Genomic DNA, 21644 nt, shown 5'->3' on the forward strand with positions numbered 1-21644 from the left:
CCTTAATTATAATTTTTATTATATAGATAAAGCAACTTTGAACTGAACTTATGTGATAACTTACCGAAACCATAAATATTTTGTTCCGAAAAGCTATGAAAATATCGCTGAAGTTTCTAAGCGGCAGGTTGTATCCAATTTAGCATGCTCCAACTTTCAGTTTGACAAGCTAAATTGGAACAACCTACAGCTAAGAACCTTTAACAGCTCATTTTCAAATGTTTTCTTCACAAATATATTTATGATTTCTAGTAAAGATATGAACTCAAAGTTTTAGAAAATTTGCAAATATGTTCATCTAATAAGTCTAATTCTTGATTTGTTTATCTATATTTTATTATAGCTTTTCACTAACAAGTATTTTAACTATAGTGTTTCTCTATTTAATTGATATGATTTATTTATCATAAAACATACCGTTAAAAAATATTTTATCGTCTAAAATTGTTATATTAGTTCCATATTCTTTTGTGATCTTTTCAGATCTTCCTCTTCCAACTGGAATTTTATAAAGATTTTCATTATCTGAATAATTCACATAATAGACATAATCTTTGCTTGCATTTATAAAAGTAGCTTTGTCATTAGATAACTTAGCTTTTCCTGTTCCATCTCCATTTACTTTATATAACTTATCACTATCTGATTTGTTGCTATAAAAAACGGTATCTCCATAAACAGTCATAAATAAAGTTTCATCATCACATACTTTTGTATTCTCACTTCCATCTAATCTCATTCTGTAGATTTTATATCCATCAGATATATTAGTGTAATATATCCAGCCATTGCTTGCAGTCATGTCTTCTGTAGCAGAGGAATTAAGTCTAATTCTACAACTGCCATCTAAAGATATTTTGCATATATTATTTAGATCAATTGAATGTGAATTAGTTCTTTTAACATAATATATCCAATTTCCTTCTACAAACATATTTACTACCGCTTCATTTGCTATGCACGTATCCTCTGTTCCATCTGTTTTAACTTTATTTATACTGTGATGAAAAGCATCTTTCCAATTGCTATAGTAAATCCAGTTGTCTACAAGATTAAGATTCCACACTCTATTTGGAATTAATTGTGTATTGTAACTTAAATCACATATATCCTTTCTAGGCGGATCATTTTTCCTTACTTTATACAAATAATCAGGAGCTGCTCCATAGACATCTCCTACCCTATTTATATAATATATATAATCATTATCTTCTACAGCCATTCCATCATTTACAATATTGCCTGATGAATTAGAAGTTTTTGAATCGTCATTTTTAGGTGCATCTGAGCTATTGTAGCAAGTAAAATTAAAATTATATATTTTATCATAAGCTCCATACGAATTTTGATTTGTTCCATTAGATGAAGACTTTTTTACAAAAATCATAACTTTATATTTACCTTCAGCTAATGCATTATTATCTTCTATTGTAAATTCATTATATGCAGATATTGCATTTGAATATCCATTGGTTAATTCTGTGTAATCTTCATTTTCACCCTTTGCTATAAATACTCTATACTGCACTGGATCATAATTGCTGTAGTCAGAATAATCTCCATCATACTTGGAACTCATATTTATCTTGATAGTGTCACCACTTAACACTGGATAATGATCAACTCCTGCATATTCGACATATGGATTTTGCTTCTCAACTGATAAACCTGAAACGGTACCAAAATCCGTATGTGAAAAATCAGTTTCAGTTGTATCAGCTTTTGCACTTGTACTACATGTCATAAAAATCAATAATGTAATAGTAATGACTGAGAATAATCTATTAATAACTTTTTTTGACATCTATACATCCACCCCTGATTCTTTTTTATTTTATAAAATATTTATTTACAGCTCTAAGTGATGCATCTGCAACTTTCTGGCTGTTTAGTCTATGCATCATCATCTTTGCATCACCATCATCGCACTCAACAGTCGTTTCCATGAGTACTGCAGGGCACCACGCTGATGATAGCACTGCGAGATTTGGCCTATCTTGAAGTGGATATGTGTTAGTTTTTATGGTGCTTGACACTTCTCTCATGAGTATTGTTGCAAATTCTCTTCCTGGTTTTGGAGCAGTAGAATTATATAGTACCGTAGTTCCCCTAAACATATAAACAGACTGCATATTAACATCCAATGGAAGTGAATTATTGTGTATACAGAAAAATAAATCTGCATTCAAAAGATTTGCTGGATCTGTTCTATCTAATAATCCAACATTGCTATCATTATCTCTAGTTATATATATACGATATCCTGCTTTTTCAAGATTTTCTTTTACTCTTTTAGATATATCCAAATTTAACTGTTTTTCATAAGTGAAATTATCTGTTGCTCCAAGCTCTGAGCCTCCATGACCAGGGTCGATAATTATTATGTTCGAGTTATCTTTAACTTTTTCTTCAAATGTAACATCTATAAATGTCTTAAACTCATATTTATTGTCCCCTAAGGAAGAATATCTCCTTTTTACAGGATTTATTTTAACATTAAGTTTTCCAGAAGTCTCAATATCAACTTTTGCTGTATTATTATCAAGTTTATCTAGCTTTATATTCTTTATATATTTATTATCTTTTAAAACTGAATCGAAGTTATCAGATTCACCAGTAACATTAACCTGCGAAATAAGTATTTCAACTTTATTTCCATCAATGCTTTCAGAATAATTAGGCTCCACGGTATATTTTCTAATATCTCCGGCCTCAGATTCTGTACATGAGTAGGACACTGGAATTCCTAAAGCTCCTTTATGTTCAACTTGATAATATTTAAAAGCATCTTGCTGTAAGTCATAAACTTTGCTATTGTTAGCTTCAGTCGTAGTAGTAGTTTCTTCTGCATTACAATAAGAAACAGGTAATATGAAAGTACAGACTAAAAAAATCCCAAAGACTATACATTTAAATTTTTTCATAAATACTTACCTCCACTACATTTTTTTATATCCTATATAGATTTTTTTTATTCTATTTTTTCATAAATTTGTTTAGACTATTCATTTAATTACATAATATTTAATTTATTTTACTTTTCATTCATAATCTTATACATTCTTACCATTTTCTCAATTAGGACATTTTCAGACATGGCAGTCATTAATTGATCTTGCGCATGAACCATAAGCAATGTTATTTTAATTCCTTTTCCATTTATCTCAGCCTGAATCAATTTTGTCTGAGTGCTATGAGCTAGTTTAAGTTCTTCTCTAGCCTTTTTTAAAAATTCTTCTGCTTTATCGTAGTTTTTATTTTCAGCTTCATCAAGAGCTTCAAAGGCATATGCTCTTGAATCTCCTGCATGTGATATTATTTCGAATATTTCTTGCTCCATATAGCTTCATCTCCTAATATTATTTATTAAATTGCGGTAAATATCCTTTGTTTAATGAACATAAGTCCTCAAATAACTCAATTGCAATATCTACTGATGGGACTAGTGGATTATTAGCTAGTGCCATTATAGCTTGATTTGTACTTCCATGTACTCCAGCTTCTATTGTTGATATCTCATAAAATTTTACACTGTGAATAAGGCCTAAAATTTTTTCTTCTACAGGTCGCGTCAAAGATAGCGGAGTCGCACCTCTATTATCTACTAAACAGTTAACTTCAACAACGGAATCATCTGGAATTCCTTTAATAGTTCCATTATTTTTAACATTTATTGTATGAATGTCTTTTTTATCATTGTATATTGAACTTATAAGTGATACAGCTGCATCCGAATAATATGCTCCACCTCTTTTTTCTAATTCAGGTGGTTTAACATTTAAATTTTTATCCTTATATTTTTCAAATAAGCTTGCTTCAATTTTCTTTACCTGTTCTGCCCGTGTCCCAATAGTTTTGGCTGCCTCTTTCTCTTCCTTTAACAATCTATCTGTCATATAGTAATATCTATGATACGGACATGGTATCATTCCTAAAGCATCTAAAAATTTCTTTGGCCATTTTAAATCTGATATATTTTTCATTGTAAGTTCTGCGCCATCTTTTAATTTTTCTATAACTCTATCAGTTACATTTATGCCTTTATACCATACATTTCGTCCCCATACTAAATGATTAAGTCCTACATATTCTATAAAAACATCCTTACTGTCCACATCTAACATTGAAACTACATCCATCTTCATGTGTATTGGAACATTACATAGGCCTATACATTTAATATCTGTATATTTCAATACAGCTTCTGTTATAATTCCTGATGGATTAGTAAAATTAATAAGCCATGCATTAGGGCATAATTCTTTTATATCTCTTGAAATATCTAAAATTACAGGAATTGTCCTGAGAGCTTTTGCAAAACCTCCAGGGCCAACTGTTTCCTGACCTAATACGTTATACTTTAAAGGGAATCTCTCATCTCTTGCCCTCGCATCTAATCCTCCAACCCTAAATTGTGTAACTACAAAGTCAGCATCAAGTAGCGCCTCTCTTCTATCCAAGGTTAAAGAAATTCTAATGTCTAAATTAGCTTTTTCACACATTCGCTTTGCTAGAGCTCCTACTATATTAAGCTTTTCTTTCCCTTCTTCTATATCAACCAAAACTATTTCCTTAACTGGAAGTTCGCCTTTTCTCTTTATAAAGCCTTCTATTATTTCTGGAGTATAGCTGCTTCCTCCACCAATTATTACAATTTTCAACTCACTCATCTTGCGCCTCCAACTTGATTTTGTTATGCAGCATTTGTACAATAACTGCATAACAAATTCAAAACTATAATCAATTTTTATTAATTATTCTCCATACCCTCTTTAATTAATTTCTTTTCATATGCTTTTAAGAATGGAAAATATAAAGCAGTTACAATAGCTATATTTATTAATACTAAAATTATTGCTCTCCAGTCTCCACCAGTTGCAAGATACGCACCAATAGGCGCTGGCAATGTCCATGGTGCCAAAATAACTGGTTTAGATACTAAATTTAAAGTCATAGCAAAGTATGATACACACCCACAAATTAATGGCCCAAGAATAAATGGTATTATTAATAATGGATTTAACATAATTGGAGCTCCAAATATGACCGGTTCATTAATATTACAGATTCCTGGAATTAAGCTTGCTCTAGCGATATCTTTTAAGTATCTTGATTTAGAGCCTAACATTAATATTACAAGTCCTATAGTTGCTCCTGACCCTCCAATCCATACAAACCATTGAAAAAATGGCTCTGGTGCTATATTAGGAATAGGCTGTCCAGCTGCTTGAGCTGCTACATTAGCATCAAGCATTGCAAGCCATATAGGCCTTGCAACAGTACCAACAACAGAATCTCCATGTATTCCGCATCCCCATAAAAGTGTAATAAGTAAGATTGGAACTAATATTCCAGGAAGTGAATTACCTGCAGTTACCAAAGGCGTAAATATACTTAGCACAAATTTTTGAATATCAAAATTTAATAAATCTCTTATAATCCATATTGGTACTATAATAAAAGCTGCTGGAATAAGAGCTGCAAAAGAATTAGCAACTGATGTTGGGACTTCTTTTGGCATCTTAATAGTTAGATTTTTTTCTTTGCATAATCTAAAGATTTCTACAGCAAAAATAGACATTATAATAGCAGTAAACATACCAGATCCACCTAAACTAGATAACGATAACATCCAGCCGTTAGGATCAATATTTAATGGAACATTTGTAAGCAGGAATGCTGCAAGACCTAAGCTTCCACCAGACAAAGGATCTAGCTTATATGACTTTGCTAGATTATATGCTATTCCAAAAGATGCATATAAAGCCATTATGCCCATACTTAAGCGATATGGAAACATTATCTGATTAACATATGGAGCCACTAATTGCTTTAGCCAGTCGTTTGGCGGAACTGCAATTACGAGAAAAAAACTTCCAATTATTATTAGTGGAATAGTAGATACTATACCATCCCTAATAGCTTTTAAGTGCCTCTGCTCAGATAATTTAGTCATTGGTGGCAATAAGTACTTTTCTAGCCAATTAAAAAATTTATTCATACTTCCTCCTTATCTTTTATTACTGTTTTTACTTACAATAGCTCTTTATTTGCTTAAGAACTCTTGCTCCACCAAGTGGTGTATATCCCATTGGTTCAATAGCAGTTACTTCAAGATTATATTCATTAGCTTGATCTTTAAAACCATTTAACCTATGTCTTACCTGAGGCGCAACTAAAACTAAATCATATTTATTTTGCTGAATTTCATCCTCAAAATCGCTAGTTCCTACTGCTTTGATTTCTAGATCAAATCCCTCTTTATCAGCTTCCTTTTTTATCGCTTGTACAACAATTGCACTAGACATTCCCCCGGAGCAAACCATTAAAACTTTCATAACAATATCCCCCTTCAATTAGCAATATATTTAAATGCTGCTTTACAATATATGTATTTTAGTGCTAACCGTATTATTACCCGCTTTTGGTTTTAATTTAATAAAATTTCATAAAAAATGATTATGCTTGAAATTTTGTTTCATAAATTAATAAATTTAGTTTTGCAAAAGAATATTAACAAATAATTATTGACAACTGATAATGATTATTGTTAACATAAATTAAGTACTTTGGAAATTATATTTTAAATCCATGTACGTTGATTAGATAAATATTATTGATACTTTATAGATCACGAAAGGCGGTAAAATCGATGAAAGAACTTCATAATATAGGGTGGTATGCTAGTAAGATATCCCCCAAACTACCTAAAAATGCATTTAAACCAGTACCTTCAAGGCTGTTTGGAGGACTTGCATATACAATTATTATAATTTGTGGAATACTCACAATTACTCTATGTAGATTTAATAACATTATAAACTTTTTAATATCTTTAGTTTTAGGCTTTAGTTTTGCATCCATAGGATTTCTTGGGCATGAAATCTTACATGGCACTGTTGTAAAAACACATTGGTTAAAGAACTTGCTTGGAGGGATAGCTTTTTTGCCATTAAGCATAGGTCCAAACCTTTGGATTAAGTGGCATAATATGAGTCATCATGCTAATACTCAACATGAAATAAATGATCCAGATGCTTGGATGAGCTTTGAGCAATTTAGTAATAGAGCTTTTATAAAGTACATTTATAAACTTCCTTTGTGGTTTCGCTCACTATTTAGTTTCTCAGCATTAAGTATTTCATTTACACTTCATGGAACTCGCATGTTTTTTATATATGTTAAGGAATTTAAAAGACAAAAAAGCATAAAACTATGGATTCAGTTTATACTCCCTTGGATTATATGGATAGGTTTATTCTTCTTAGTTGAAACTGATAAATGGATTTTCTCATATTTACTTCCATTCCTTATAGGAAATTTCATTGTAATGTGTTATATATCAAGTAATCATAGATTAAATCCTCTTGTACCTATAAATGATCCTTTGGTTAATAGTCTTTCAGTAACAGTTCCAAAGTGGCTTGATGTTCTACATTTTAATTTTTCTTACCACACAGAGCATCATCTATTTCCAGGAATGAATCCTAAATACTATTCTCTAGTAAAGGAAGAAATATTAAAACTATGGCCAGATAGATATCATCAAATGCCACTTTTAAGTGCTTTGAAGCTTCTTTGGAAAACTCCTAGAATCTATTATAATAACGAGGAATTAATAGATCCAAGAAATAAACGCATATATACTTCACTAGAAAAAGGATTAAAACCTAATAAGATTTCTTATCATAATCTATAAATAGAATTAGAGATATATATAAACTAATTGAGACTTAAACTTATGCATACAACTCGCCGAAATCATAAATATTTTGTTCCGAAAAGCTATGAAAATATCGCTGAAGGTTCTAAGCAGCAGGTTGTATCCAATTTAGCATGCTCCAACTTTCAGTTTGACAAGCTAAATTGGAACAACCTACAGCTAAGAACCTTTAACAGCTCATTTTCAAATGTTTTCTTCACAAATATATTTATGATTTCTAGTAAAGATATGAGCTTAAAATTCTAGCAATTTTGTAAATCTGTTCATCTAATAAGTCGAATTCTTAAATTGGATATCTATATAAATTATTAAGATTTAATTCGCCATAAATATTAGATTTTTATAAAAACAAAGACTTAAAGTATCTGTTAGTTACTTTAAGTCTTTGTTTTTATCATTTATAGGTTTCCTAATTGAAAATCTGAAATATATTGGATCAGAGAAATTTTCATAGTCATATTGAACAAATATATGTTCAATTTCGGCTGATATACACATAAGTTCGGCTCTCAATATGGAACCCTATATATAAACAACATTAAACTTAGATTTATGCTACTTCTTTACTCTACATATCTATATTTTCTAATTGATATAGCAAGCCCAATTAAAAAAATAACTATTAGAGATATCATATTTAAAGTAGATGGAATAAAGGTTCTTCCAACTCCTTCATGTGGACTCAGTAAAACTGGTGCACTCCATGGATAAAATGCTGATAAATGTGTATTTACTATTACTATATTTGCAAAAGTAGCTGAAATAACAAATATTATGCTTGGCAATACATTTTTTGTGTAGATAGCCACTGCACAAGTTATGCAAACAAGCATAAAGTGAAATACTATCATCTTTAAAAATGATATGAAATAATATATAAGCAAATCCATATTTAAGCTTTCATGCTTTAGTAAAAATCCTAAAATTATTGAAGTAAAGAATATTAAGATTAAAGTAATTGCTATAATATAAAGAATGCATGCAAGCTTAGAAAATAAAAGCTTCATTCTATTAATAGGATACGTAAACATGACATTCATAGTCTTTGTTTCATATTCATGTCCAAAGATATAAGCAGCTATTATTCCATAAACTATAGGAGCTACAATATCATTTAGGAAACTTAATATTACATTTAAATAATCTTCCCATAAAAGTAAAGAATTATATTTTTTATTAAAGCCATATATTATAAATGAAATAACAGTTGGAATAAATAGCACTATTGTACAGAATTTGATCTTTGCTTTTCTATACTTAAAAATCTCTGCTAAAATATATTTCATCATAACCTTATACCTCCTGAAACCCTTACAAAATAATCCTCCAAACCTTCCTTATGTTTAATTAACTCAAATAACTCCACACTATTATTTACTAGTGCTTTGCTTATATAGTTTGTTTTCATTTCTTTTCCCTTTATATTAAGCCTTAAATAGTTGTCATCAATTAATGAACTATCTAAATTCAAATTTTCATTTAATACTTTTTGCGCTTTTTTCACATCATCAACTTTAACATCAACATATTCCTCGTAACTATCATTGATCTCATTCATCGAAGCTTCCTTTAGTAAAATTCCTTTTTCTATAATGCCAAGCTTAGTCACTGTAAGTTCTAGTTCACTTAATATATGACTTGATATTATAAAAGTCATATTGTCCTCACTAGCAAGTCTTAGTATGAAATTTCTAAGATCTCTTATTCCTAGTGGATCTAATCCATTAGTAGGTTCATCTAAAATTAAAAGCTTTGGCTTATGAAGAATTGCGCGCGCTATACCAAGTCTTTTTTTCATACCTAATGAGTACTCTTTAACTTTTTTCTTCTTATCATTTAAAAGATCAACCTTATCTAAGCATTCATCTATTATGCTCTTGTCCTCCAATCCCATATAATTAGAATGAAGTTTTAAATTCTCATAAGCAGTTAGATTTTCATAAGACGATGGAAATTCTATAATAGATCCGATATTTCTTAAATAAGAAATATCCTTTTTGTTAACTTCTTTTCCCAAAACCGTTATTTTACCACTAGTTGCAGGAATCAATCCTAAGATCATCTTTAAAGTAGTTGTTTTTCCTGCTCCGTTTCTCCCTATAAATCCATATATGTCCCTTTCCTCGATATTAATACATAAGTTACTTACACTCAATTGTGTTCCATACTGTTTTGTTAGATTATCAGTTTTCAATATATAATTCATATTAATATTCCCTTCAAATTGTATTAAATATTCTCAAGTAAAATAGAAGCTGTTTCTCAACATGCTTCACTCCCATTATACCCCTAAATAACAAAATATTGTATCAAAACTTTATAAGCCTTAATTTATTGGATTCATACAATCTATATTATCATTGATGAACCATAGATAATTTCAATAGATAAGAGTCATTTTTGCCTAAGAGATAATCCTTTAAAGCTAGTGATAAGATTGTATTAGCTTATGCAAACATAACATTAAAAAAATTTAATAATAGGGATTTCTGATATTTTAATTACTAAAAAGTGCTCATAAATCAGCATGCATTGAAATATTCTTAAAAAGTAAATGTATAGGAGGTAGATTTAAAGCGATTGAACGATATTGAGAAAGATAATAAAGTTTAGTTTATTCTAATTGGTAACCGCAACAAATCTAATGAAGAAATTTGACTAATTTGGACATTTACAATTAATGCCTAATATAATATATTACTATCTATACCAATCAAGGCACAATCAAAGAAATAATAAACCAGTATGCTTGCCTATTTCGCGTCATACTGCGTCAGCAAATTTAGCTAATAAACCTGCTATGAGCTTAATTTGCTTCCTTATCTGACACTAAATATTCAGCGCATCTTTGATCTATTATTTTCTTTCATGTGCCTAAACAAGTAAATGTCTAAAAAAAGGACAATAAATTTATGGAGGGAATTTTATGAATTCAGAAACGATATCAATTTTAATTTATGTGGGTATTGGAATCTTAGCGCTATTTATATTACTCTATGGCATAGGATTTACAAGTATCGGAACTGATGAGGTAGGTATAGTAGAAAAATGGTGGAGTTTAAAAGGGTCTGTACCTGCTGATGGTTTAATTGCATTGAAAGGTGAAGCTGGTTATCAGCCACACGTTCTAAGAGCTGGAGTGCATTTTAAAACTCCTTTTAAGTACAAGGTTAAGAAAGTAAGACTTGTAACAATTCCACAGGGGCAGATAGGTTATGTATTTGCAAGATCAGGAGAAAGTCTTGCAGATGGACAAACTTTAGGAAAAGTTATTCCTGAGTGTAAATCCTTTCAGGATGTAGTAGCTTTTTTAAATAATAGAGGACAAAAAGGTCCTCAAAGGCAAATTCTTCGTGAAGGTACTTATGCATTTAATCTAGCTCAGTTTATCATAATTACAAAGGATAAAGTACATTCAATATTTACTTCAAAGGATGAATCAGAGCAAATAGAAACTATGAGAAGTGACTTGCTTAGAGTTAATGGATTCATTCCTGTAGTTATCTCGAGCTCAAAAAATCTTGAGCAAGATGAATTTGGAAACAATATTAAAACTAAAGATACAATTGGTATAGTAACTGTTAATGAAGGACCTACTCCAGATAACGGAGCTATAATCGCTCCAATAGTTGGTGATGGTATTACAAATGAATATTACCATAGTAACTTCCAAGAACCTGAAAAATTCTTAGCTGCTGGTGGTAGAAAAGGTAAGCAGATGCAGGTATTGACAGATGGTGTTTACTTTATTAATAGGTTATTTGCTAATGTGGACATAGTTCCAAAAAGTATTATAGATATTGGTTATGTAGGTGTTGTTGTTAGTTACTTTGGTGAAAAAGGTGAAGATGTATCTGGATCAGATTACTCTCATGGAGAACTTGTTGAGCAAGGCAAGAAAGGTATTTGGAGAGAATGTATGATGCCAGGTAAGTATCCATTTAATACTTATGCAGGTAAAATCATTCCAGTTCCTACTACTAATGTTATATTAAAATGGATTAGCGGTCAGGTTGGAGATCATAAACTAGATGATAATTTAAAAGAAATTAATCTTATAACTAAGGATGCTTTTGAACCTAATCTTCCACTTACTGTAGTGTTTAATATTGATTATAGAAAAGCTTCTTCAGTAATCCAAAGATTTGGTGATATTAAACTTCTTATTGAACAATCACTAGATCCTATGGTTGCAGGTTACTTTAAAAATATTGGACAAACTAAGACTTTAATTGAATTGGTACAGGATAGAAGCGCTATTCAAGAACAAGCTTCTAAAGAAATGAAGGAAAAATTCAAATTATATGATTTAGAATTACAGGAAGTATTAATTGGTACACCTGCTGCTTCTTCAACAGATAAGAGAATTGATCTAATCCTTGCACAACTTAGAGATAGACAAGTTGCATTGGAAGAAATTAAAACAAATGAAGCAAAACAAAAGTCAGCAGAAAAACAAAGAGAACTTAATGAAGCAATTGCTAAAAGTGCAGCTCAAGCGGCTCTTACTCAATCAAGTATCGATATAGAAGTTGCTGATAACAAAGGTAAATCTGAATTAAAACTTGCTGAACAATTAGCTTTAAAGACTCAAAAACTTGCTGAAGCTGATAAGTACAAGAGAACTCAAGAAGCTGATGCTTTAAGATATACAAAAGAAGCTGAAGCTGCCGCTAACGCTAAAGCTACTGAACTTAATGCAGCTGCTAATGCTAAACAAGTAGAATTACAAGCTGGAGCTGAAGCTTTCAAACTTGAAAAAGTCGGTGCAGCTCAAGCTTTAAATATCAAAGCTGTTGCAGAAGCTACTGCAGAACAAGAAACAAAGGTTGGTCTTGCAAAAGGTACTGCTGCTAAAGCCTTAGTTGATGCTTATGGCGGTCCTGAATTACAAGTACAACAAAGCGTATTAACTGCTTTTGCAGAAGCATTAAAGATAAGCAAATCCCCTCTTGTACCACAAACAGTAATTATGGGAGGGGCTGATGGAAAAACTCCTAATGCTATGGAAGGAATTTTAAGCATGATTTTAGCTAATATGGCTAGTGCTAATGGATCAATAGTAAATACTGTTACACCTGCACATTCTGATATAACTAATCAATCAGAGAATAGTTCTTCTAAAGAATCAAAGATAGCTAAAAAGAAAGATAATATTTCAGCCAAGGAACCTGAAGTATAAACCTATTTTTACTTCTATTATTATATAGATATCCAACTCTAAAACTAAATTTATGTGGTAACTTACCAAAATCATAAATATTTTGTTCCGAAAAGCTATGAAAATATCGCTGAAGATTATAAGCAGCAGGTTGTATCCATTTTAGCATGCTCCAACTTTCAGTTTGACAAGCTAAAATGGAACAACCAATAGCGGAAACTCGACTCACATTCGTTCACTGAGCGATTCTCACCAAATCAAAGATTTGGATTCTCTGCTTAAGAACCTTTAACAGCTCATTTTCAAATGTTTTCTCCACAAATATATTTACGATTTCTAGTTGAGATACGAATTTAAATTCTTAACAACTTTATAAATATGTTTATCTAATAATCCAAATCTTTAAATTTCATATCTGTAAAAACGAGATGTATCAAAGTAACTTTTAAAGTTATTTTGATACATCTCAATTTATGTCAACAGAATATTCTAACAACGTATACTTATTTAATCTTTATATTTGATAACATATGAGTCTTTATATAAAATGCATAGTATATATTTTTCCTATGAAAATAACTCTATAAGTTCCTCTTTTGAAAGGCTTCCGAGCGTGTTTTCGCTCTTATAATCACTCTCAAGAATACCATTAATAAGTTCTTTTTTGCTTTCTTGAAGATTTATAATTCTTTCTTCAATAGTTCCTTCTGAAATTAATTTAAATACTTGAACTACATTCTTTTGTCCTATCCTATGGGCTCTATCAGTAGCTTGATCTTCTACGGCAGGGTTCCACCACGGGTCAAAATGTATAATAATATCAGCAGAAGTTAAATTAAGTCCTGTCCCGCCAGCTTTTAGTGAAATTAGAAATACCTTGTACTTATCACTGCCATTAAATTCATCTACAAGTTCAGACCTCTTAGTTGCTTTTGTACTTCCATCTAGATACATATGCTTAATTTTATTTTCTGATAATTCTTTAGAAATATTATTAAGAACAGACGTAAACTGTGAAAATAAAAGGATTTTATGTCCATTAGCTATGTTATCTTCTATAAGATTTAAAGCTTCTTCCAATTTTGCACTTCCTCCTGTGTATTTATCTACTACTATGGATGGATCGAGACATAATTGTCTTAGCTTTGTTAAATAGGAAAATATAGTTATCTTATCCCCTTCAAAATTTTCGGCTTCCATTTTTTCTCTAATATCTTTCACATAGGAAGAATAAACTTTCTTTTGTTCTTTTGTCAGTTCCACATAATAATTTTTCTCAATTTTATCAGGCAATTCTTTAATAACATCTTTTTTTAGCCTTCTAAGCATGAAAGGTCTTATAAATTTTTGAAGTTCAATTGCAGAACTGTCATTATCTATAAATTTTTTCTTGAAAAACGTTGAGTTATATAAATAATTAGGCATAATAAAATCAAAAATGCTCCACAGCTCAATTAAGTTATTTTCAATGGGAGTTCCTGTTAATACAAATTTGTTTTTTGCTTTTATATTTTTGACGCATTTTGTACTTTGAGCCAAAGGATTTTTTATATTCTGACCCTCATCAAGGATACAATAATCAAAATGTAATTTCTCATAATTTTCTTCATCATTTCTTAAAGTACCGTAAGTAGTTAGTACCACATCATATTCATCTATGCTTTCTATGTTTTTTACTCTTTCATTCTTATTACCATGGACAACACATATGTTCATAGATGGGGCAAACTTTAAAAACTCATTTTTCCAATTATATATTAAAGAAGTTGGGGCAATTATTAAAGACTTCTTATCTTTTTCAGATAGTAAAAATGCAATAGTCTGTACTGTCTTTCCAAGTCCCATTTCATCAGCCAGTACTCCGCCAAAACCTAAATAACTTAAATTCTTAAACCACTTAAAGCCAGTTATTTGATAATCTCGGAGCTGCGTTTTCAAGTTATCCGGCATAATATATTCAAGTTTATCTAATTCTAAAACCTTATTTGCAATGTCTTTTACAACATTTTTTCCTTTTATAAATGACAAGTTGCTATTTTCCAAATAATCATTTAATACAATAGCTTTATTTTTGTGTAATTTTATTTTTCCTTCCTTATTGCCGGTTGTAATGTTATCAACCAAGGTAAGAAAATCTTGAATTTCTTTTCCTTCAAGATTAATAAAGCTGTCATTTTTTAGCTTATAATACTTTCTTTTATTATTAAAAGCCTCTAAAATATTCTTATATTCTTTAGGAGATATATCATCTATTTCAAAATTAAAATCTAAAAAGTTATCTTCACTCTCTTTAATATTGGCCTGGATTTTAGGTGTATAGTAGACTTTCCTCTCTCTAAACCTATCTGAATAATAAACATCCCCTAATGCTTCAAGTTCTTTATATTTATCTCCAAGAAATAAATATAAATCATATTCATCTCCATCATATTCAAATATATTATCCTTATAATTAAAATTGAGGTTAGTTAAAACTTCTAAAATACTTTCTTCCTTATTTGAATCACGTATGATGATTTTATTTTTATTCTCTGGGCCAGAAAAATATTTTAATTTTTCTTCACCATACATTAAGTTTACATCTAAAACTATTTGCTTCTTTCTTATATCCAAAAAGAATTCAGCTATTAAATCATTTTTTACCAAGTTATCAATTTTTTCATCTATTTTAATATTAGAAGCTATAACTTCTAATTTTGGCATTACTTCATTAAATATATCTAAAGCCGCTTCTTTTTTGAATTCCAGCCTTTTGAAATTTTTAAAATACTCGTAAAATATCTTAAGACTCTCAATTTGTGACTTTGATGGCAAATAAATATTTTTATTAAATAAAAAAACATCATATTTGCTAGTTAGCGGTTTAAATGAATCCTCACTTATTTTTATAATATATTTTTCGTTATTTTCACCAATATCCATTTCTAAAGGAATATTATCTTCAATAATCTTAACTTTTTCTAAATCATATGTGATATTTTTTTCTTTTACTATATGTAAAAAACGTCTAAGAGAAACATCATTAATATTGAGATATTTACCCTCAATTAATCCACTGCTATATCTATATGTTATTTCATCGTTAGCCACATATTCTTCTATAACCCCCACTATATCTTCATCGATTTCGTTAAATATATTCACCAATGGATTATAGGTAAAGTCTTTTCCATACTCAATATTTTGACCTGCAGTTCTCGCTTTTATAAAATCTTTTACACTTTTTAATACATACATTTTTTTGTTTCCAATTTTAAAGTCTGCTTGAAAATATCCACTAGTTTTCTTAGAGTTTAAATTAACCTCTAATTTAATTTTCTCTTTTGGATGTTTTAAAACTTTAAGCTTATTTAATATATCCTCCCCCATATTTTCGGCTTTCTTTGCAATCTCTTCGTTTTTAGCTTTTCTTGCAAATATATATTTTGACAATACCGCACATATATGTTTACATATATACTTATTTCTTGGGGTTGTATTATTATGAAAATCTAAACAATCGCAATATGTACCATTTATTTCGCTAGAATTTCCATCTATCAGCACCTTTACATCATAATGAGAATAACTTGTTTGAGAGTAAACTTTTGAAGTAATCTCTATAAATTCCATTTCCCTGTCAACTACTTCTCTTAAGTTCAATACCTTTCCAGCCCTAACTAATTCGTTTCCTTTTTGTTTTTTTAGAAATTGTATTTTTCCTTCAAAATTCTCAGATAATTTTTTAATACTAAAATTCATAACTCAAATCAATTCCTTTAATTTAATAATCTAATAACTATAATTATTGCCCTACTTATTTACATACTTACATGAATATGTGGAACTTTTACTGTTCTTTTTTATATATTATAAAAACATTTTTTAATTATATCATTTTATTTAGAATAAGTTAATTATTTGCTATTTTCGTTTATAAACTTTTGAATCTATGATACAATCAATTATAAAATTGTAAAATCATTTGGATTATATGATTTATTATAGGCATATGAAAGAAAATATACGAGAGTTACGACTTGTTATTTTATGAATAGGCCTTACACTGGAGGGATAAACATGAATGAGAAACAAATAGAAATGATGAAGAAATTAATAGAAGAAAAGAAACAAAAGGGAAATAACATTAAAAATAATAAAAGACCTAAGAAGGTTATTGGCCGAATGTTACTAGATAATGGAAAAACAACTCAATAAAACATTATTATTCTAAGGAAGGTAATGTAAATTGAAATAAATTTACTTTAACTTCATATAGAAAGTTCAGTTATTCTTTCTTCAACAAGATCTTACTGATACTTCTGAAGTCGGAATAGCTGGGTTACTATCTATATATAATAGATAGCCTGAAACTCTTCTAAAGCTCTCTGTTCATAAGCTTTATAAAGTCATCATGTTTCATTAGTATTGAAAAGTAAATGCTTGAACCAGTTAAGAATGTGTTTGCCATTGGTACAATACTTAAAATTATTAGACTCGCAAGCACCTGCCATTCAAGTTTATTACTTTTAAAGTCGATTTCTTTCTTATTTATAAATACTCTGATAAAAAATAATACTAGAAATATGTAGCTTAATACTGTAGATATTGAATATAGATATTCCATTTTATCAAGTCCTTTTATTTATTTTTTATGTACATTACTATTGTATACCTCTATTCAATTAATTTCCACTAAAGTTACATTTTTATGGTTATTTTTTATTCATCTTGCTTGTAATTATATTTGAGAAAAATCTGGACTATAAGAAAGCACTGCGCGTATATGACTTTAGCACAATGCTTTTATACCGAAAATTATGTTAAAGATTTAGGGGTATTTCTTCGTACAATTCATCTCTTTCATCTGAGTAAAGCCAGCCTTCATCTTCTGCATAATCAAATATTTCTTCTAAAAGTATATCGTATTCTTTAGCAAAAACTGCTGGATTTCTTTTATATTTATCAATCGTTTGTTCAGGGAAATCGTTCTTTCTAATCTTCTCTTCAAGCACAAGTGCTTTTAAATATGTACTTCCTATCAGTTCTCTAATCACATTATACCTATAACTTCTCGCGCTACAGATATAAAGCCTACATATTACTGGTCTCTCTTCATATATAGTGCATAGATTTGTTTCTGTTATGAAATTACAGTCAGTTTTCTTATCTAATACATACTGATCAAAATCCCTATAGTAATTTCTCTTTTTAACTAACTTTTCTTGCACAAAATTCGAAGCTGCTTCATTATCCCACTTACTTAGTTTGTTTACACATACATTATCCATTTCCACAGACCAAGACTTTTTGCAGCAGCTCTCCTCGCACCCATTACAATCAAGAGGATTATTATTTAAAAATATATCAATTGCATCTAACACATCTTTAACTGTTGTATTTTTAGCAATTTTGTCATAATTCACTTTTCCTTCGCCATCAAATAGTAATTTCATTTTATAGTTCCTCTATTTCAAATTATTTTTTCTTAATAAAAAGAGCCTAAAGCAGAAAATTTTCAAAAAATATTTTCAACTTTAGGCTAAAATTTTTAGTCTGTTAATATTCAGGTAGTTAAATAATAACTACCTGTAAATTTTTAATTTCCCCAAGAATGCTTCCGAGACACAAAATGCGGAAGTCGCTTTTTTGTAAGTAAAATAGTTTTATATTATAATAGTTAATACTATTAGTAACGCTATAATTTATTACTTAAACTTTCTCTTTCTAGCTTCTTCTGACTTTTTCTTTCTTTTTACGCTTGGCTTTTCATAGTGTTGTCTCTTTTTTGCCTCTGAAAGGATTCCAGACATTGAACATTTCTTTTTAAATCTTCTCAATGCTTGCTCTAGAGATTCATTTTCTCCTACTTTAATTTCTGACATACTTTTATCCCTCCCTCCGGCGCTGTATTGTAAACCACATTAATAGTTTACAAATATAAACTCATAATATACTATACATTATTTACTAAAATGCTGTCAATGCCCTAATAGTTTAGTAATAAAGTCTTATGATACTTCTAAGCTAGATATTCTGTGGCCCTCTGCACTTTTTAATGTATATAAAAAAAATCTGACAGGTGAATTTATTTTTTTATTCTCGTGATTGAATTCAAGATCATTTGAAAATATTGTTTTATAATTTACCTACAGATTTAATTACATTATATTTTTCTACGAAAATGAAATTATTATACTTTGTAAAGACTTTTCCTTCATAGGTAGTTCCTAAAATAGAAAAAGAGCTCCCACATAAAATGAGAGTTCTTTTTACGAATCGAAAATCAAGAAATTTATACGCTTTTAATTTTAAGAATTAGGATAGTCAGTAACTGATTGCTTCATATTACCAGATCTTGCAGTATTACCTGTATTATTTACTACGTGTGTTATCTCACCATTACCAGATAAAAATACTGAACATGCATGGTGTACTTTAACTCCAGATGCATTTGGAACCTCTATTCCATTATTTTCTGATACTACAGCATCCCTAAAGTATGAGTAAATTCCTGATCCAAAAAGCTGATGAGAAGTAACTGAATCAGCCACTTTGTAAGAAGCATATCCGTTTTGAGTACCATTATTGCTTATCCAAGATGCTTGATTTGGAACATCATATGGTAATTCACTTTGATAGAAGTATACTTTTCCACCATTACCATTCCATATAGTTTGATACTCCTTAAAGTGCTCTACAAACAATCCATATAGTGTAACATTATTACCATTTACAATAACACCACTTTTTGCGTTGTTAACTGTCCAGCCTACTCCTGTACCATGATCTGCACGCCATACCCAGAAATCATCGCCTATAACATTATTACTATTTATTTTTAGACTTGTATCAGCATTTCCTACTGCTGCCCCACCAATTCTAAAGAATAAATCACTAAGACTTGTAGGATTAGCTGAGTGATCAGCAGAACTTCCATCTTGTCCAACTTTCAATAATACTGGTGAATTCTTTGCTCCAGCATCAAAAAGAACACCAGAAACTTTTACTCCGTCAACATCTGAAATATTCATTGCGGCAGTACCATTGTCTGGGATCAAAGTTGCAAGTCCAAGACCTAATATAACTGTATTAGACTTTGTTACATTTATAGAATCACTAAGATGATATACTCCAGGAGTAAATATAATGTTCTTTCCTTGGCTAAGGGCTGCATTTATGCTTTCAGCTGTAGATGTATCTGGTTTTGCTATATAGAACTGATCTATAGGTAATGATGTACCTTGTCCTAGACCATTTGCCCAAGTTATTCCTTGAGAATTCTTCCTAAGATCAGGAACAAAAACTTGGTAATTTCCACTATCATCAATATACAGAAATGGTTTTTCTCTAATAGCTGGTGTTTGACTGACTACTGTATCTGGTGTTGATGGATATGCATTGTCATCTGTAGGTGCTCCATTATTCCCTACAAAAACCATGTTCCAGTTTGCGCCATTCCAAGATCCCATTTGACTGTTTCTAGTAAAGAATTGTTGTTGTGATCCGGAAGTAATTGAATTATCAATCTTTGAATCAGCTATAAATCCACCACTAGACCAAGCTCCATCATAATTAGTTCCAAGTGGATCCCATAAAGACAATCCACCTTTAATGTGAACACGTCTCATTGGTGCAGCTTGTGATACTGCCCAAGTTAAGGTTCCTGCTGGCGCTAAATTATTAGAAGAATAAGTTGGAGTCACAGCAACATTTTCAACCGATCTCCAGAAGTTACAAGTCGCATTTCCACCCATCCAATCTGCTTCACAACGTACTGCACCAGTTATATTAACTGCATCTGGTGTTTTTCCAAGTCCTAATACAGACGTAAAGAAACCTACATTTACATTTACGTTATATGAACCTGGCTTAAACAAAAAGGCATATCTTTCATTTCCAAACTGATTTGTCTCCATCTTACTAAATACGCTATCAACAGTATTTTGAATATCAGAACTTGGCATTGATGGATCAAATATTTTAACATTTGGACCTAAATCCACATTGTTAGCTGTATTACCATCTGGAGTACCGTATACTTCAAATTCCCATAGAGAGTACGCATATTGTGTAGTTCTTGCTGTTCCAAGCATTCTTATATATCTTCCAGTTGCAGTAGAATTAAAATTTATGTTTTCTACTCCTCCTGTTCCTCCTGTTTTTGTATAAGTATCTATCCAATTTTTATTATCAATTGATACTTGTATCTTATAATCTTTTGCAGCAGCAGTTTCCCAATTTAGTTTTACTCCTGAGATATTATAACTTCCACCTAAATCAATAGATATCCATTGAGGATCACTGCCTTGAGCAGACTCCCACCTAGTTCCAGCATTTCCATCAACAGCTAAAGAAGCAGTATTTCCACCTGTAACTGAAGATGCGGTTGACGGCTTATTTAACGCAATATTAGTTGCTACAGCTGCACTTTCTGCAGATGCATTTGAGGTAATTTCACTGTCTGCTCCTAAACTTAAAGTTTCAGCCTTTGTGATAAATGAAGTTGACATAAACATAGTAGTAAAGACAGCTATTGAAAGAGTTAATGATAAAATTCTTTTATTTCTCCTAATCATTATTAAACTACCTCCTAAAAATACAATTTAACCTTATATTTTGAATAATTAGCTTCTTAATTAAAAATACTCTACTTGTTTTGTTGCAACAAAGACATTAATTTACTTAACTGTTTTGAGGTTAAGTTTTATATTTTACTTCACTAATACCTAATACTAAAGCGCTTTATAATTAAGCATGATGAAGATAAATATCATATTA

At 30.2% G+C, this 21644-nt stretch carries 16 protein-coding genes; 3 read left to right on the forward strand and 13 right to left on the reverse strand.

Going from position 1 to position 21644, the window contains the following annotated elements; all coding sequences use genetic code 11:
* Positions 1-397: 397 nt before the first annotated feature.
* The 6 genes from F3K33_RS13440 to F3K33_RS13465 form a co-directional block, all read right to left on the reverse strand.
* Positions 398-1804, reverse strand: a complete 1407-nt coding sequence (locus F3K33_RS13440; protein ID WP_039771045.1) for a DUF5050 domain-containing protein — start codon at positions 1802-1804, stop codon at positions 398-400.
* Between the two features lie 25 nt (positions 1805-1829).
* Positions 1830-2924: an N-acetylmuramoyl-L-alanine amidase gene (locus F3K33_RS13445; protein ID WP_039771047.1), complete on the reverse strand. Its 1095-nt coding sequence runs from the start codon at positions 2922-2924 to the stop codon at positions 1830-1832.
* Between the two features lie 110 nt (positions 2925-3034).
* Positions 3035-3340 carry a PTS lactose/cellobiose transporter subunit IIA gene (locus tag F3K33_RS13450; RefSeq protein WP_012058871.1) on the reverse strand — a complete coding sequence of 102 codons (306 nt, stop codon included), beginning with the start codon at positions 3338-3340 and terminating at the stop codon, positions 3035-3037.
* Positions 3341-3359: 19 nt separating this feature from the next.
* On the reverse strand, positions 3360-4670 hold the full coding sequence (locus F3K33_RS13455; RefSeq protein WP_023975598.1) for a 6-phospho-beta-glucosidase: 1311 nt from the start codon (positions 4668-4670) through the stop codon (positions 3360-3362).
* Positions 4671-4750: 80 nt separating this feature from the next.
* On the reverse strand, positions 4751-6001 hold the full coding sequence (locus F3K33_RS13460; protein WP_023975599.1) for a PTS sugar transporter subunit IIC: 1251 nt from the start codon (positions 5999-6001) through the stop codon (positions 4751-4753).
* Between the two features lie 28 nt (positions 6002-6029).
* Positions 6030-6338, reverse strand: coding sequence for a PTS sugar transporter subunit IIB (locus F3K33_RS13465; protein ID WP_023975600.1), 309 nt, complete (start codon positions 6336-6338; stop codon positions 6030-6032).
* 314 nt (positions 6339-6652) lie between these two features.
* On the opposite strand from F3K33_RS13465, the gene desB reads away from it, so the two are divergent.
* The gene (gene desB / locus F3K33_RS13470; protein ID WP_023975601.1) at positions 6653-7699 is read left to right on the forward strand and encodes a Delta(10) desaturase DesB; all 1047 of its coding nucleotides are present in this window, start codon (positions 6653-6655) and stop codon (positions 7697-7699) included.
* 587 nt (positions 7700-8286) lie between these two features.
* Here desB and F3K33_RS13475 read toward each other — a convergent pair.
* Positions 8287-9012, reverse strand: coding sequence for an ABC transporter permease (locus tag F3K33_RS13475; RefSeq protein ID WP_039771050.1), 726 nt, complete (start codon positions 9010-9012; stop codon positions 8287-8289).
* Positions 9009-9929 (reverse strand): ATP-binding cassette domain-containing protein, encoded by a 921-nt coding sequence (locus F3K33_RS13480; RefSeq protein WP_039771052.1) that lies wholly within the window; start codon positions 9927-9929, stop codon positions 9009-9011. The genes F3K33_RS13475 and F3K33_RS13480 overlap by 4 nt, the downstream gene beginning before the upstream one ends.
* A 720-nt stretch (positions 9930-10649) precedes the next feature.
* On the opposite strand from F3K33_RS13480, the gene F3K33_RS13485 reads away from it, so the two are divergent.
* Positions 10650-12905: an SPFH domain-containing protein gene (locus F3K33_RS13485; protein WP_023975604.1), complete on the forward strand. Its 2256-nt coding sequence runs from the start codon at positions 10650-10652 to the stop codon at positions 12903-12905.
* 546 nt (positions 12906-13451) lie between these two features.
* Here F3K33_RS13485 and F3K33_RS13490 read toward each other — a convergent pair.
* Positions 13452-16625 carry a DEAD/DEAH box helicase gene (locus F3K33_RS13490; RefSeq protein ID WP_039771054.1) on the reverse strand — a complete coding sequence of 1058 codons (3174 nt, stop codon included), beginning with the start codon at positions 16623-16625 and terminating at the stop codon, positions 13452-13454.
* A gap of 318 nt (positions 16626-16943) precedes the next feature.
* On the opposite strand from F3K33_RS13490, the gene F3K33_RS26395 reads away from it, so the two are divergent.
* Positions 16944-17081, forward strand: coding sequence for a hypothetical protein (locus F3K33_RS26395; protein WP_167514414.1), 138 nt, complete (start codon positions 16944-16946; stop codon positions 17079-17081).
* A gap of 160 nt (positions 17082-17241) precedes the next feature.
* Here the strand turns inward: F3K33_RS26395 and F3K33_RS13495 are convergent, their stop codons facing one another.
* The 4 genes from F3K33_RS13495 to F3K33_RS13510 all read right to left on the reverse strand — a co-directional run bounded on the left by F3K33_RS13495 (position 17242) and on the right by F3K33_RS13510 (position 21442).
* Positions 17242-17490 carry a hypothetical protein gene (locus F3K33_RS13495; RefSeq protein ID WP_023975607.1) on the reverse strand — a complete coding sequence of 83 codons (249 nt, stop codon included), beginning with the start codon at positions 17488-17490 and terminating at the stop codon, positions 17242-17244.
* 196 nt (positions 17491-17686) lie between these two features.
* Positions 17687-18319 carry a YkgJ family cysteine cluster protein gene (locus F3K33_RS13500; protein ID WP_023975608.1) on the reverse strand — a complete coding sequence of 211 codons (633 nt, stop codon included), beginning with the start codon at positions 18317-18319 and terminating at the stop codon, positions 17687-17689.
* Between the two features lie 252 nt (positions 18320-18571).
* Positions 18572-18748 (reverse strand): 30S ribosomal protein S21, encoded by a 177-nt coding sequence (gene rpsU, locus F3K33_RS13505; protein ID WP_012058882.1) that lies wholly within the window; start codon positions 18746-18748, stop codon positions 18572-18574.
* A 426-nt stretch (positions 18749-19174) separates the two neighbouring features.
* Positions 19175-21442, reverse strand: a complete 2268-nt coding sequence (locus tag F3K33_RS13510) for a discoidin domain-containing protein (RefSeq protein ID WP_039771056.1) — start codon at positions 21440-21442, stop codon at positions 19175-19177.
* Positions 21443-21644: the final 202 nt, after the last annotated feature.

This window comes from Clostridium beijerinckii (genome assembly GCF_008705175.1).
GTDB classification, from domain to species: domain Bacteria; phylum Bacillota; class Clostridia; order Clostridiales; family Clostridiaceae; genus Clostridium; species Clostridium beijerinckii.

Coding starts and splice junctions, on each gene's coding strand:
- F3K33_RS13485 (WP_023975604.1), top strand. CDS start 10,650: ATGAATTCAGAAACGATATCAATTTTAATTTATGTGGGTATTGGAATC.
- F3K33_RS13445 (WP_039771047.1), bottom strand. CDS start 2,924: ATGAAAAAATTTAAATGTATAGTCTTTGGGATTTTTTTAGTCTGTACT.
- F3K33_RS13495 (WP_023975607.1), bottom strand. CDS start 17,490: ATGGAATATCTATATTCAATATCTACAGTATTAAGCTACATATTTCTA.
- desB (WP_023975601.1), top strand. CDS start 6,653: ATGAAAGAACTTCATAATATAGGGTGGTATGCTAGTAAGATATCCCCC.
- F3K33_RS13440 (WP_039771045.1), bottom strand. CDS start 1,804: ATGTCAAAAAAAGTTATTAATAGATTATTCTCAGTCATTACTATTACA.
- F3K33_RS13475 (WP_039771050.1), bottom strand. CDS start 9,012: ATGATGAAATATATTTTAGCAGAGATTTTTAAGTATAGAAAAGCAAAG.
- F3K33_RS13510 (WP_039771056.1), bottom strand. CDS start 21,442: ATGATTAGGAGAAATAAAAGAATTTTATCATTAACTCTTTCAATAGCT.
- rpsU (WP_012058882.1), bottom strand. CDS start 18,748: ATGTCAGAAATTAAAGTAGGAGAAAATGAATCTCTAGAGCAAGCATTG.
- F3K33_RS13490 (WP_039771054.1), bottom strand. CDS start 16,625: ATGAATTTTAGTATTAAAAAATTATCTGAGAATTTTGAAGGAAAAATA.
- F3K33_RS13455 (WP_023975598.1), bottom strand. CDS start 4,670: ATGAGTGAGTTGAAAATTGTAATAATTGGTGGAGGAAGCAGCTATACT.
- F3K33_RS13450 (WP_012058871.1), bottom strand. CDS start 3,340: ATGGAGCAAGAAATATTCGAAATAATATCACATGCAGGAGATTCAAGA.
- F3K33_RS26395 (WP_167514414.1), top strand. CDS start 16,944: ATGAATGAGAAACAAATAGAAATGATGAAGAAATTAATAGAAGAAAAG.
- F3K33_RS13480 (WP_039771052.1), bottom strand. CDS start 9,929: ATGAATTATATATTGAAAACTGATAATCTAACAAAACAGTATGGAACA.
- F3K33_RS13460 (WP_023975599.1), bottom strand. CDS start 6,001: ATGAATAAATTTTTTAATTGGCTAGAAAAGTACTTATTGCCACCAATG.
- F3K33_RS13500 (WP_023975608.1), bottom strand. CDS start 18,319: ATGAAATTACTATTTGATGGCGAAGGAAAAGTGAATTATGACAAAATT.
- F3K33_RS13465 (WP_023975600.1), bottom strand. CDS start 6,338: ATGAAAGTTTTAATGGTTTGCTCCGGGGGAATGTCTAGTGCAATTGTT.